11 protein-coding genes are annotated in these 14,462 nt (G+C 47.3%); 1 reads left to right on the forward strand and 10 read right to left on the reverse strand.

The annotated features are described in order from the left end of the window. The first annotated feature begins 210 nt into the window (after window positions 1-210). Window positions 211-387 (forward strand): hypothetical protein, encoded by a 177-nt coding sequence (locus EIH25_RS12420; protein ID WP_164489180.1) that lies wholly within the window; start codon window positions 211-213, stop codon window positions 385-387. A gap of 86 nt (window positions 388-473) precedes the next feature. Here EIH25_RS12420 and EIH25_RS06060 read toward each other — a convergent pair whose 3' ends face one another. From EIH25_RS06060 to EIH25_RS06105, 10 genes are all read right to left on the reverse strand, one after another. Then, on the reverse strand, window positions 474-734 hold the full coding sequence (locus EIH25_RS06060; protein WP_124099724.1) for a nitroreductase family protein: 261 nt from the start codon (window positions 732-734) through the stop codon (window positions 474-476). A 40-nt stretch (window positions 735-774) separates the two neighbouring features. Beyond that, window positions 775-1,773 carry an NAD-dependent epimerase/dehydratase family protein gene (locus tag EIH25_RS06065; RefSeq protein ID WP_124099726.1) on the reverse strand — a complete coding sequence of 333 codons (999 nt, stop codon included), beginning with the start codon at window positions 1,771-1,773 and terminating at the stop codon, window positions 775-777. A gap of 212 nt (window positions 1,774-1,985) precedes the next feature. Beyond that, window positions 1,986-3,941: an ATP-dependent zinc metalloprotease FtsH gene (ftsH, locus tag EIH25_RS06070; RefSeq protein WP_124099728.1), complete on the reverse strand. Its 1,956-nt coding sequence runs from the start codon at window positions 3,939-3,941 to the stop codon at window positions 1,986-1,988. A 117-nt stretch (window positions 3,942-4,058) separates the two neighbouring features. Then, window positions 4,059-4,577: a hypoxanthine phosphoribosyltransferase gene (gene hpt / locus EIH25_RS06075; protein WP_124099729.1), complete on the reverse strand. Its 519-nt coding sequence runs from the start codon at window positions 4,575-4,577 to the stop codon at window positions 4,059-4,061. Between the two features lie 64 nt (window positions 4,578-4,641). Then, window positions 4,642-5,958: a tRNA lysidine(34) synthetase TilS gene (gene tilS / locus EIH25_RS06080; protein ID WP_243113169.1), complete on the reverse strand. Its 1,317-nt coding sequence runs from the start codon at window positions 5,956-5,958 to the stop codon at window positions 4,642-4,644. A gap of 12 nt (window positions 5,959-5,970) precedes the next feature. Beyond that, a complete protein-coding gene (gene dnaB, locus EIH25_RS06085) occupies window positions 5,971-7,332 on the reverse strand; it encodes a replicative DNA helicase (RefSeq protein WP_124099734.1) in 1,362 nt (453 codons plus the stop codon). Between the two features lie 2 nt (window positions 7,333-7,334). Continuing rightward, window positions 7,335-7,781, reverse strand: a complete 447-nt coding sequence (gene rplI / locus EIH25_RS06090; RefSeq protein ID WP_124099736.1) for a 50S ribosomal protein L9 — start codon at window positions 7,779-7,781, stop codon at window positions 7,335-7,337. 16 nt (window positions 7,782-7,797) lie between these two features. Beyond that, complete coding sequence (locus tag EIH25_RS06095) at window positions 7,798-9,768, reverse strand: DHH family phosphoesterase (RefSeq protein WP_124099738.1); 1,971 nt, start codon at window positions 9,766-9,768, stop codon at window positions 7,798-7,800. An 83-nt stretch (window positions 9,769-9,851) separates the two neighbouring features. Continuing rightward, window positions 9,852-11,762 (reverse strand): ribonuclease J, encoded by a 1,911-nt coding sequence (locus EIH25_RS06100; RefSeq protein WP_243113103.1) that lies wholly within the window; start codon window positions 11,760-11,762, stop codon window positions 9,852-9,854. Window positions 11,763-12,068: 306 nt separating this feature from the next. After that, a complete protein-coding gene (locus tag EIH25_RS06105; RefSeq protein WP_124099740.1) occupies window positions 12,069-14,390 on the reverse strand; it encodes a sugar phosphate nucleotidyltransferase in 2,322 nt (773 codons plus the stop codon). Window positions 14,391-14,462 lie beyond the last annotated feature (72 nt).

Here is a 14,462-nt window from a genome sequence, read left to right on the forward strand (position 1 = left end):
TTTTTATTACTTTATAACAGCGTTTAAATTTTAAAAAGCAGTGATTTGTCCCAAACTTTTGAAACATTTCACTGCTTTTTTTCGTTTTTGCGTGTCAGTTTTTTTGATTTTGCGCGTCAAGCTACAATGGCGCCGCCGCATGGGCAAACAAAATATATGTAGCAATTTTTACTCTCCTATCATATTGTGTAATATTGGAGGTGAACAAACATGAAAGAAAAAAAAGAGAGCTGTGTTGAGCTGAACATTTATGTTGAATGTGATAAATGCTCCAGATCCGAGCCAAAGGTATCATGTCCCGAAGATAAAGACGAAAACAATGAATCCTGCGTTAAAATAAACGTATTCGTTGAGTGTGACGGCAAGAAACGCACTTACACTGTCTGATTCCGTAATTAATTATGACCGCTGATATTTTCAGCGGTCATTTTTGTGCAATGAAAAAAGAGCTTCCGGAGCAGCTCAGAAATAGATCAATTATGCATAAGCCTTCTTCCCGACCCAATCTCAAAATGATACATCGCTATTCCCAGATCAAGCTTGGAATAAAAACCTCCCGTAGGCTTTACCGAAACCTTATCATTATTCAGTGTAAACAGAAATTTCTGCTGATTCATGGCTGTCGGAGCTAATATCGCGCACTCCATTCCTTTTTTAAACCAGTCAGGCATTTCTCCCCCTACTTCGCAAAGCTGCTCGATAGGCTTGCTTTTATGCGCTGTCCCGCAAATGATTTTTACAGTAAATTTTTAGTTTATCTGCTTAGACTATTCGCTAAATCTCCCCTCTGGCCTCCAGCCATTTCACCGTATCCGTTATGGTTTCTTTCATGCTTCTGGTTTTATAATTAAGCTTTTCTCTCGCTTTTTCGCTGGAAAAATTCGCGTTGGAGGTAAGCGTGTACAGCGAATATTTTGTATACAGCGGCGGTTCCTTAAGAAGCTTGTAGTAAATTTCAGACAGCGGAGCGGTCAGCTTAGCAAACCATAGCGGTAAAACGGTTTTTATCTTTTTTGTCTTTCTTGCTTCGCTTACTAAATCAAGCAATTCCTTAACTGTTATATACCGGTTTGAAAGTATATAGCATTCTCCCTTTTCACCGTATGTACACGCGTTTATTACGCCCTCGGCTACATCTCTTACGTCCACAAAGTCATATCCTCCGTTTACGCACGCTTTTAAGCTTCCGTCAGCGCAATCCAGTATAAGCTGCGTCAAATGACTTCTGCCGAAATCGTAAGGGCCGATGATGCCTGAGGGATGAAGGATACAGGCGTTAAGATCTCTTTCCCGCACCATTTTAAGCACATATTCCGCGGCCTCCGCTTTTGTTTTGGCATATTCGCCCACGACCTTACCGGGATCAAAATCGCTCGTTTCTGTAATAACCTCATTGCCCGGTTTTTCCGTAATAGCGTGAACGCTGCTTACATACACCAGCTTTGCATTCTTTTCCAACGCTTTTCCGACAATATTTTTAACGCCGTTTACGTTGACCTCTCTGACCCTCGGATCGTATCTGGTTTTAATATATACTATAGCTGCGCAGTGTATAACGGTTAATTCCGAATCTGCTTCAGCTTCAAATATTTCATTGAGCGATTCCGGTCTGGTGACGTCTCCGTGATAGATGCTGCAATTTACGCCTTTCAGGGAATCTATTTTGTCGTCGGGCAGAACCAGCGCGCGCACCTCGCCGTATCCTTCCAGTTTACGAACGATGTTATTTCCTAAAAAACCGTTTGCTCCCGTAACAATAAAAATTTTTTTCATAACGATCACTCCGCAGCTGTCATTGTTCCCTACGTTAAATATACCACAAAAGCTCAGAATTTTCAACACTTTTACCAATAAAGCAATAAGCTCTTCCGATCTTCTTTACATCCGAAGCCGGATTCCCTGCACGGCGGCGCGTCTGATTACGGCGCTTAAACTAGGTATAAAATTACCGCCTGTAAAGCCTGCAGGCGGTAATACTTTATATTTTAGGAATTTACACTGCCTTCGTCAGCGGAACTATTGATGTCAATGTCCTCAGACTGAGTCAAGGAGTCCTCTGCCGCCGTATCATCCGCGGCAAATTCAGCCTCGGAAAGCTCGCCCTTCATCAGCTTTTCAAAATCCCCGCCGTCGATTTTTTCATGTATCATTAGATATTTCGCAACAAGATGAAGCTTATCCATGTGGGCTTTAAGCAGATTTTCAGCCTTTTCAAAGGCGTCCTCCACAATGCTCCTTATCTCGTTGTCTATCTCGGCGGCAACATTTTCAGAATAGCTCGGCGTATTTCCGTAATCCCTGCCAAGGAATACCTCGTGCTCTCCTCTGCCGTAAACTACAGGTCCCAGATTGTCGCTGAAGCCGTAGCGCGTAACCATATTTCTCGCCGTAGCGGTAGCCCTTTCAAGATCGTTGGAAGCCCCTGTGGAAATATCGTCCAGTATAAGCTTCTCAGCAACGCGTCCGCCCAGCAGAACCACGATATTTTCAGCCATTTCATTTTTGCTTACAAACGATTTGTCCTTTTCTGGCAGGCTCATGGTATATCCGCCGGCCTGACCTCTCGGGATTATAGATACCTGATGCACCTTATCCTGAGTCTTGCAGTAATAAGTACATACCGCATGACCGCCCTCATGATATGCCGTAAGGCGTTTTTCCGCCTCGGTAACCACTTTGGATTTCTTTTCGGGTCCGGCGATGACCTTAATGGACGCCTCCTCAAGATCCTCTTTGGTTATGGCCTTGCGGTTTCTCCTTGCCGCAAGCAGCGAAGCCTCGTTTACAAGGTTTTCAAGATCGGCTCCCGTAAAGCCTACCGTTGATTTTGCAATTGTTTCAAGATCCACGTCAGGCGCAAGCGGCTTGTTTCTGGTATGGACCTTTAAAATCTCCTCGCGTCCCTTTACGTCGGGATAGCTTACAAGTATCTGCCTGTCAAAACGTCCCGGACGAAGCAGCGCCGGATCGAGAATATCCCGGCGGTTGGTTGCCGCCATTACTATTACCGATTCGTTATCCTCAAATCCGTCCATTTCGACAAGAAGCTGGTTAAGAGTCTGCTCACGCTCGTCATGACCGCCGCCCAGACCCGCGCCTCTCTGACGTCCTACGGCGTCTATTTCGTCGATAAAGATAATGGACGGCGCGTTCTTCTTTGCCTGATCAAACAGATCTCTTACTCTCGAAGCTCCCACGCCCACAAACATTTCCACAAAATCCGAACCGGAAATTGAAAAGAACGGAACGTTCGCCTCTCCGGCAACCGCTCTCGCCAGCAGAGTCTTACCGGTACCCGGAGGTCCTAAAAGCAGTACGCCCTTAGGTATCCTTGCTCCGATCTCGTTATATTTCTTGCTGTCCTTGAGAAAATCAACGATTTCCTTAAGTTCTTCCTTTTCCTCGTCCGCTCCCGCGACGTCTGCAAAGGTCGCCTTCTTACTGCTTGGAGCCTGCTTGGCGTTAGTCTTTCCGAAGGAGCTCATTTTTCCTCCTCCGGCGCTCTTCATCATAAATACGAAGAAGAATATCATAACTCCCAGCATAAGCAGCGTAGGAATAAGATTAAGCCAGAAGCTGTTGTCCGATATAGGAATCAGATTGTATTTAAGAGGTTCGTCAGGATACTTTTCGTTATAATTTTTACGGTAATTCTCAGCGTCCTCTCCGCCGAGGATCTCCTGAGCGAAAAGCGATACGTTCGGGACTGTATAGTTATATGTTTCATCAGAGTCCCTGAGCTTGTATATAAGTTTTCCGGAGCCAAGGTCAAGCTCAAACTCCGAAACCTCAAGATTATCAAAGCTCTGCATTACCTCCGAATACTGTTTGTCTGACTTATTGGAGCTCATAGACGTCAGCATATAAACAAGTCCCGCGATAACCGCGATTGATATCAGCAGATAGATTATCAGAGATTTTCCATTACTGTTATTCTTCAATTAAACACAACCTTCCGTTCATTATAATCATATATGAAATACCCGCAAAAAATACGCCGTCACATGAAATACTCGTCCCAGGCATTTTGCCGCCGACAGTATCATTCCGCCTGAACGTCACTCAATCGCGCCGAGGTACGGCAGCTGACGGTATTTTTCGTTATAATCAAGCCCATAGCCCACCACGAACCTGTCGGGAATCTCGAAGCAGCAGAAATCCGGCGATATATCCGCTATCCTTCTGGACGGCTTATCGAGAAACACCGCTATCTTCAGATCGACCGGATCTTCGGACATGATACGTTTTTTCAGTTCCGCCAGAGTATTGCCGGTATCAATTATATCCTCAATAATAAGCACGTTTCTGTCCTTGAAATCAATGCTCTCACAGGCAGAGGAAAAATCAACCTCTCCGCCCGACTGCGTGCCTATGTAGCTTTTGGCTCTTATAAACCTTATCTCGATATCCTCAACAGTCATAGCCCTGATAAGGTCAGCCGCGAACACAAAGCAGCCGTTAAGTACCCCGACGACCAGAACTTCCTTGCCTCTGTAATAATCTGAAAGCTCCCTGCCAAGTCCGGCTACCCTTTCAGCTATTTCCTCCGCCGAAAATAAAACCTTTATATCGTCCATTTATCCGTTCACCCCGCCGCGTTTCTGCGGACATAAAATATAATATACTATATTTGTGACAGTTTTATGATATTTTGCAGATCAATAATCTTTTTGTCGAACCGGTGACCTTTACCCGTTCGGCTATGCCGAAGCTCTCGATAAAAAACAAGCCCTCGTCGTCCGAAAGCATTGCCGTTCTGCCGCGCTTTTCCGCAGAAATCCTTTCGTTGAAAAGCTTTTTTACAGACGATGTAAAATCCCTGCCCTCAAGCTTTATCCTGTCGCCGCTTCTTCTGTTTCTAAGCAAAATTTCACCTTTTATTTTATCATAATCAGCTATGCAATTTGCAAACTTTTTATTAACATTACATTCCAAGCGATCTTTATCCATTATCTTCAAAACAATTTTTTTATCATAAAAACAATACTCTCCGTCAGGAACAGCGGCAAGACATACCTCCTCGTATTCAAGCTCCGCGGAATTTACAATTCTCATTAAATCCCTGCTGCACAATACGGAAAGACCGCCGCCTAAATCCGCTCTGCCTCCGTTTCCGGCAATTTTTATCATTTCCCTCACTCTGTCATGAGAGCAGGAAAGACCATACCGTGACAGTATCCTCATAACAACCCGGCTTTTTATGGCTGGGTCAGCCGAATTCAGAACCGTTCGGCTGAATGAATTCTCTCCGCTGCGGGCAGCTTGAAAAACCTTCTCCGCCTGCGCTTCAAGGTACTCCATATCCTGCCTGAGAGAGCAGGACATCAGACCGAAAGACTTTTCCGCCGAAACGTTGATTTCCCGCATAACCGGAACGACCCTGTGTCTTATTTTGTTGCGGGTGTAATCGTCGGAAAGATTGGTAGAATCGGTAACAAAGCTCTGCTTCCTTGCTTCAAGAAAGCTTTCGACCTCTTGTCTTGTACAGCAGATAAGCGGACGTATAATATTATCCCTGACCGGAGGTATGCCGCACAACCCTTTGATGCCGGTGCCTCTCGCCATATTGAACAGCGCCGTTTCCATACTGTCGGAAAGGGTATGCGCGGTAGCGATCTTATCCGCCTGACACCGCGCAAATATTTCATATCTCAGCTTCCTTGCTCCCTCTTCTACGGAAAAACCGTTTTCCTCGGAGTATTTCCCCGCGTCTTTGCGGTATACGTCAAGCTTAACGCCAAGACGCGCGCACAGCTCCCCGCAGAATTTTTCGTCGCGCTGGCTCTCTGCGCCTCTTAGCTGATGGTTTACATGACAAGCCCTTACCTTATATCCAAGCTCCAGCAAACACAAAAGGAGGGTTACGCTGTCCGCGCCGCCCGAAAGACAGCACAGCACAGTCTCGCCCTCTGAAATCATATTAAATTCGGAAATTGTTTTCCTTACCTTATCCAGCATTGTTTTCAATCGTTACTCTTTTCTGAAATCAAGACTTCTGAACAGCGTATACTCGCCTATCCACGCGAGCTTGACGGTATCGGTCGTTCCGTGACGGTTCTTTGCCACGATACATTCGGCAACGCTCTGATCGGCGCTCTCCTTGTCGTAATAAGCGTCCCTGTAAAGAAACAGAATAATATCCGCGTCCTGCTCTATAGAGCCCGATTCACGCAGATCTGAAAGCATAGGACGCTTGTCGTCACGCTTTTCCGAGCTTCTTGAAAGCTGCGAAAGCGCGATGACAGGCACGTTGAGCTCCTTTGCCATAAGCTTGAGCTGTCTTGTTATTTCCGACACCTCATTTACACGACTCGTATGCTTGTTAGGCGACGACATCAGCTGAAGATAGTCGATAATAACAAGCCCGAGATTCCGCATACGTCTCAGCTTAGCCTTCATCTGCGGAACGTTTATCCCCGCTCCGTCGTCCAGATATATCGGAAGCCTCGCCAGAGTTTCCGTACCGTTTGCAAGCTTTATCCAATCGTCCGGCTCTATCTTTCCTGAACGCAGACAGGTATTGTTGACAAGGGATTCGGAGGCAAGCATACGCGTTACCATCTGCTCCTTGCCCATCTCAAGAGAAAAAATAACTACCTCTTTCATGGTGCGCTTACAGGTGTTTACCGCAATATTCAGGGCAAAAGCCGATTTTCCCATTGCGGGACGGGCGGCAAGTATGATCAGGTCCGATTTGTTCAATCCTGTCGTCACAGCGTCCAGCTGAGAAAATCCCGTTTTTGCACCCAGATGCTTTTCGGCGTCAGGACCGCTTATCTCCTGAAGATGAGAATAGGCGTCGATAATAACGCTGTCGATCCTGGTAAGCCCCTGAACCTCGTTGCCCTGCCTTATATCGAAAATCTTCTGCTCGGCGCTGTCAAGCATTGTTTTGGAATCCGCCGAGCCTTCATTCGCGGTTTCAATAATTTCGTTTGCAACGCTGACAAGCGCGCGTATATGATACTTTTCCTCGATTATCCTGCAATAGCTTTCTATATTGGCGGTAGACGGAACGCCCTCCATCATGCCAGTAAGATACGCCTTAGCCATAGCCGAGGTTTCAAAAACGCCCATAGTCACCGCCTCGTTTATAACGGTGATTATATCCTCCGTCTGCGAGGCGGTAAACATTCTCATCATAATTGAGAAAAGCTGCTGATGCTGAGGCCTGTAAAAATAATCGGGCCTTAAGATCTCAATAACCTTAGGCAGGACCGACGGGTCAAGCAGAACTCCGCCGAGCACAGCCTGCTCCGCCTCCAGCGAATAGGGAAGCTCGCGCCCAAGAATATCGCCTGCCTTAAGCTGCGATACGTTATCAAGTGCCATTTTTACTCTTCAACCACCTTAATTTTCAGAGAACACGAAACGCCCTGCGTCATTTTGACTGTAGCGGTGAAATCTCCGAAGCTTTTTATCTCGCTTGCCAGAACGATTTTTTTCTTATCTACAGTCTGTGAATACTGCGCCTTTACAGCGTCCGCGACAGCAGCTCCCGTAACGGCTCCGAACAGCTTTCCTCCCTGTCCCGCCTTAGCCTTGATAATTACCTCTTTTCCCTCAAGAGCAGCGGCAGTTTTTTCATTTTCCGCCTTTTCAACGTCAAGCTTATGCTGAGCGGAAGCCTTCTTCCCCTCCAGGTCATTTATATTCTTGGCGTTAGCCTCTACGGCAAACCCCTTGGCTATCAGATAATTCCTTGCGTATCCGTCGGCAACGTTCAGCACATCTCCCGCCTTGCCGGAGCCTTTAACGTCTTTGATAAGTATAACCTTCATAATAACACGTCCTTTTCTATGTATTATTTCTTATGTATTCGTCAATAGCTTCAAAAAGCTGCTTCTTTGCCTTTTCAAGCGTTGTATCAAGCTGAGTGGCAGCCATTGTGAGATGACCGCCTCCTCCCATGCTTTCCATAACTATCTGAACGTTGAACGCCCCCATGCTTCTGGCGGAGATATTCACTGTTCCTCCGTCCTCATACAAGACAAAAGAAGCATTTACTCCGACGATTCCAAGCATTTCGTCGGCAGCCTGAGAAGCCGCTATTCTAATATTGTCAAATGTTTCCGCAGTAGCCGCTACGGCGCATTTTCTGTATATTTCAGCGGAATTTATAAGATGGGACTTCTGACGATAGGTTTCTATGCTGTTTGCAAACAGCCTTTTGACCGCTACCGTATCCGCTCCCATTTTTCTCAGAAACGCCGCCGCCTCAAAGGTTCTTACTCCCGTTTTCATAACAAAATTCTTGGTATCGAGCATAATTCCGGCAAGCAGCGCCTCCGCAACAGGCGAGGATATCCTGACCTCGCCTCCGAAATACTCGATAAGCTCTGCAACCATTTCCGCCGCCGAGGAAGCCATAGGCTCGTGATAGAACATCACGCACTTTTCAATCGACTTGACCATAAGCCTGTGATGATCGATAACTACGGTCTGCTCAGCTCTCGCAAGCAGCTCCCGCGATTCGACCAGATCCGGATTGTGAGTGTCGACCACAATAAGCAGCGTATTTTCATCAAGCCTTTCTATGCCGGACTCAGGAGTGATATAGTAATTGGACATATCGTTTTTCCTGATATAATTTACAAGGCTCAGAGCAAGATTCTGGCTTTCGTTTACGACAACGTAGGCTTCCTTTCCCATCTTCCGCACGGCGGCGCACATTCCGGTAGCGGAGCCTATACTGTCAAGATCTCCGAAACGGTGTCCCATGATAAGCGCCTTGTCGTGCGTCGAAATAAGCTCCTTCAGGGCTTTTGCAACCATTCTTGTCTTTACCTTGGTATGCTTTTCAACTCCGTTTGAAACTCCTCCGAAAAATTCATAGCCGCTGTCAGTTTTTACCGCCGCCTGATCTCCGCCTCTTCCAAGGCACATTTCAAGCGCCTGCTTGGCGTATACCTCGCTCTCCGCAAGATCGGAGGCGTTATGCCCCACGCCTATGGAAAGAGTTATATTCTGTCTTTCGCCGACGGTTATCGTTCTTGCCTGTTCAAGTATCCTGAAACGGTTTTCGATTATGGGAGCAAGATGACGCTCCTCCATTATCACATAAAATTTATCGCTGTTTATCTTTTTGGAAAACGCGGTAGTTCCGTCCACAAAATTTTCGATCAGCTTTTCGATCTTTACCAGCGCGTGAGCCTTTTCACTCTCGCGGATATTGGACATAATATCCTCAAAGTTGTCTATAAAAATTATGATGACCGATTTCTGCGACTGCCTGTGCTCGTATTCCAGCTCAACATAGTCCGTCGTATCGTTGAAATATATCAGTGAAAGTGAGCCGCTGACGTCGGTATGTATCCCCTTTGCGATATAAAAGCGCCTGTTGAGACATATCAGATCGCCGTCCGGCTCGAATATCTTATACATATCTATATTAACGATCTCGGTTATATCAATACCGTAAGCCTCTTCGGAGGTATAGACCTGCCTGCCGAAAAGCTTATTATACCATACGATAGTATTGGCTGAGTCTACTATAATTGCCGGAGCGGGAAAATTAAGAAGCGAATCCTTTTCGGTTTTCGTTATCATGGTAGCCAGCCTTGCCACATACTTTTTATTGCTGTTTCTGAACAGCGCCGATTCAAGTATCAGCAGAACCGCCGCGGCAATCGAAACGCACAGCAGCACTCCGCCCATATCCCTGCTCGACGGCGTGTCGTAAACGGTATATGAAGCGATCAAAGCCGACAGGACGACCACAGCCGCGGTAATCCTTATCAGAATCTGAAAACCGTTATTTCCTTTCATTTTTAATGCCCTTTCCTCTCTGCTCACGATAGTATGAAGCCTGTCTTAAATAACGGCACAAGCGCCTTTAAGAAACAGACCGGCTATATTTCCATTATAATAGGCAGTATCATCGGACTTCTCTTTGTCTTTAAATAAATATAATCCGAAAGGCTGTCTCTCATTTTCCCCTTGATCGCATTCCATTCCTTCATATCGTGGTCAAGACAATCCTGCAGTGTCTCGCTTAGCAGACGCTTGGCTTCATCCATAAGCTCCTCGCTTTCCCTTACGTACACAAAGCCTCTTGAAACAACGTCCGGACCGGCAAGTATCTCGCCCGACATTCTGTCTATGGTAGCCACGGCAATTATAAGGCCGTCCTGCGCCAGATGCTTTCTGTCCCTAAGCACGATCGCGCCCACATCTCCGACGCCGAGTCCGTCAACAAGAACCTTTCCCGCCGGAACCTGTCCCGTTACCTTCATATCCACTCCGTCGGTTTCGATGACGTTGCCTATTTCGCCGATAATAATATTGTTTTCCGGTATCCCCACAGACATAGCGGTAGCCTTATGCTTGACAAGGTGCTTATACTCGCCGTGCACAGGAATAAAAAACTTTGGCTTGGTTATCGAAAGAATGAGCTTCTGCTCCTCCTGACAGGCATGACCTGAAACGTGAACGTCGTACATAGCCTCGTAAACGACCTCGGAGCCCAGCTTCATAAGCTCGTTTACCACCCTTGTCACATACTTTTCGTTTCCCGGGATCGGATTGGCAGAGATAATAATAAAATCCTGCGGAGTTATAGACACCTGACGATGCTCGCCCATAGCCATTCTGGTCAGCGCCGACATAGGCTCGCCCTGACTTCCGGTAGTTACTATGCACATTTTCTCGGCGGGGTATCTTGATATCATGTCGATATCAACAAGAACTCCCTCAGGAACCTTAAGATAGCCCAGCTCGATTCCCTTGCCCATTACGTTGACCATGCTTCTGCCCGAAACGGCAACCTTCCTTCCTGTAGCCGCCGCGCGGTTTATGATCTGCTGAACCCTGTGGATATTTGAAGCGAAGGTAGCAATAATTATACGCTTTCCGTCCGCCTGGGAAAACAGCTTTTCAAAGCTTTCTCCCACCTTTCTCTCGCTCATGGTAAATCCCGGCCGCTCCGAGTTGGTGGAATCCGACATAAGCGCCAGAACGCCCTTGTTTCCAAGCTCCGCGAAACGGGCGAGATCAATGATACCGCCCTCAATAGGAGTATAATCCACCTTGAAATCGCCTGTATGGATAATTACGCCTGCCGGCGTGTGAACCGCCATTCCCACAGCGTCGGGGATAGAATGGTTGACTCTTATGAACTCAACCGCCATACAGCCCAGCTTTACCGTCTGTCTGGGAGTAACGGTATTAAGCTGAACCGAGCCGAGAAGCCCGTGCTCCTTCAGCTTTCCCTCAAGCAGACCGAGAGTCAGCCTTGTTCCGTAAACAGGAACATTGAATTTTTTCAGAAAATAAGGCAGACCTCCGATATGATCCTCGTGCCCGTGGGTAATTACCACGCCTCTGAGCTTATCGGTATTTTTTTCAATATATGTGAAATCGGGGATAACTATATCTACTCCCAGCATTTCGCTGTCGGGAAAAGCCAGTCCGCAGTCGATTATAAACATATCGTTAGCGCATTCGATACAGGTGAAATTCTTTCCGATCTCGTTAAGTCCTCCCAGCGGTATGATCCTGACCGGAGTTTTTCTCTGAGTATCCCTCTGAGGACGCTTCTGCGTCTGTCTGGACCTTAACGTCCCCGACGCCGGCTTTGAAGCTTCCGCCTTTCTGTTTGTATTCAGATTAGGCAGGCTTTTTACCGTTTTCTTCGTCCTGGGCTCCGCGGAAGCCTGCTCGGAGGAAACAACTGCGTCCGTTCCCTGAATTTTGCCTCCGCCCGTCCTTCTGATTAATTTTCTTGCAGTATTCTTTGCACCGTTTCCGTTCTGAATATTCATTTACACAATTCTCAAGACCTGACCGTATGTCTGGATTAAGGCAACACAAACAAACGGCAGGCCGTGATAATACTCCTTCCTTCTCGAGCCTTCGCTCTGTTTTATTCGATTTTTCCGTTGCATTACAGCCGGAATCGCTCAAGCGGCAGGAAGCCCGCCGTTTTATTTCAATGACGTAATAGTATGATCAGGCGATTCCGGCGCAGGTGACCGCAAAAACTGCGATCCGTCCGAACAAAAATATCTGATATCATTGTACTCTCTTTTTGCGGTCTTGTCAAGTGATTTTTTATGAAGCCCTTGCAGTTACTTCCTTATCTGATCCTCAGCGGCTTTGATTTTCTGCTGAATCTCGTCGCATAAGGAGCAGGCGGTTTCAGACCTGAAGCTTTCCGCAAATATCATTATTCCGCTTCCGCTTTTCAGAGGTCTGATTACGGCTCTCGATTCATCTCCCTGATATACAACGCCCTCGGAGCCGCCGGACTTCGCCAGAGTAAATTCCTTTATAAGTCTGCCGGGACTGCAGTTTACGCTGACAAACCTTTGCGTGGTATAAAATCTTGGAATATCTCCCGCCGCGTCGGACAGCGTTATCCCCTTTTCCGACAGATACGACAGGATCATGACCGCCAGCACCAGGCCGTCCCTTACAAAGAAATTATCCGGTCTTTTGGCAACCTTTCTCGCCTCCTCGTCCTCATCGCTGTCGGAGCAGTTGTAATACCGGTACAGCCTGCCGTTTTCTTCCTCCGCAAGGCTGTCCGCGCCCATCGGGAACGAATAGGGGATCGAAACGGGTATTTTTTTCTCATAGGCTATCTTCATAGCCAGCAGCACAAGACGCTCATGAAAAACGTATCCCGTTTTGTCATTGTAGGCGGAGCAGGAGCTGCCGTCCGGCGAAAGATGAAAAACTATCCGCTCTCCGTCTATATCGTTTCTTGAATGAAACAATTCCTCGCTTATTCTTGCCGTTTTTGCATCAGAGGTTCTTATTTCCGCGTTTACTCCATTGAATTTCGCCGGAAGCATATCGCGCAGAAACATTTCATACAAAACCCCCACTCCGCGCATATCAAGCCTCCTGCCGTAGCTGTGGTATGAAAGCTGACGGAAATCATATCTGTTGAACGCTTCTTCTATTTTGTGCTCGGTTTCTCTTTTCAGCGGAAGCCCGCCTCTCTCCATCAGCTTTATTTTTTCCGAATAGTCGGCGGCGGCAAAGCAGCCCAGCTTCGCGGTAAGTCTGTTTACCGCGAACATTACCTGCTGCGCTGTACATTCGCCGAGATCAAAAACCGTTATGCCGCTGGAAAGCAGTCCCGCAATAAAGCTTGAACAAAGAGCCTCGGCGCTCGGGCCGCCGCTCCAGCCCGCTACGACGACTTCTCCGATGTCCATCGCCGTTCCGACCGCCATTCCGAATCTGGCGGTATCCGACGGCAGCGTTATGCAGGAATCGAAACCGTAAGAACAGTCGTCGTCGATAAAGGCAGGCTTTCCCATGCCTATTCTGACGTTTTCCCCGACTACCGAGCCGTGGGCGACCTCCTTGCCCGCCCAGATCTTTACTCCGTCCAGTATTCCGGCACCCTCGCCTATGCGGCTTCTCTCGCCGACCACCGAATTTTCTCCGCAGCTGGCAGATTTCATAAGCCTTGCGCCGGCGCATACGACGCAGGACATAAGCTCGCACCTTGAAGAAATATAAGCTCCTTTGCCGACATAAGCGCCGCTTATTCTGACGCGCTTTTCAATATAAGCGCCGTCGTCGATAACGCTGCCGGGCTCTATTACCGTTCCGGATTCTATTACAACGTTCCTGCCGATATACGCCGGAGGAACTATTGAAACTCCGCTGAAATTGCTGAGCGTATCGGTATAGATACCGCCGTCGTTCTGCCGAGCCGAAAAGGAAAGCCCCGTTTTTCCTTCAAGAATATTTTTCTGGCAGTCAAGAAAGCCCTGCGCGTCGGTTATTTTGTGCCAGAAATCAACAGTTCCGTATGTGTATATCTTGCAGCCGTCTGAAATCATCTGCGGAACGGCGTCCTCGATAACGTCGGCAAAGGAATTAAAATCATAATTTTCAAGTATTCCTGAGGAAAGCACATAAACTCCGGTAAAAGCATGGACCGCCGAGGTGTTTTCAGCGCTGGGGTATTTTGCAGACGACGTTATCATATTATTTTTATCGATCGCAAAGCATATGTGTCTGTTAGTCTGAGGCTCCTGTCTTGTAACAAAGGTCGCCTCGGATTTTTTAGCCCTGTGATAATCAATTATTCCGTTCAGATCAAAATCAAATACGCAGTTGGCCTCGCATACGAGAATATCCTCTCCGTTTTTCGCGGCATACGCCACCGCCGGAGCGGTACCCGTCTGCTCCGCGCTGGTAAAGTACAGCTTTATTCCCTTGTATTCGCAGGATTCAAATTCCTCTATGACCTGTCCTCCAAGATACCCGAGCGCCAGAGTAGCCTCTTTGAAGCCCGCCTTTTTAAGCTGGTCCAGCGTGTATGACAACACGTTTTTGCCCAGTATCCTCAGAAGCGCCGCCGGCGTACAAGCGGTCATCGGCATAAGCCTTTCTCCTCGTCCTCCGCATAAAATAACAGCCTGCATAAATTATACCTCCGTAATAAATATTTGTATTTATTATTGGTACGATAATGCAGTTTATTCAACATATCCGCT

This window comes from Ruminococcus sp. Marseille-P6503, assembly GCF_900604945.1.
GTDB lineage: Bacteria > Bacillota > Clostridia > Oscillospirales > Ruminococcaceae > FB2012.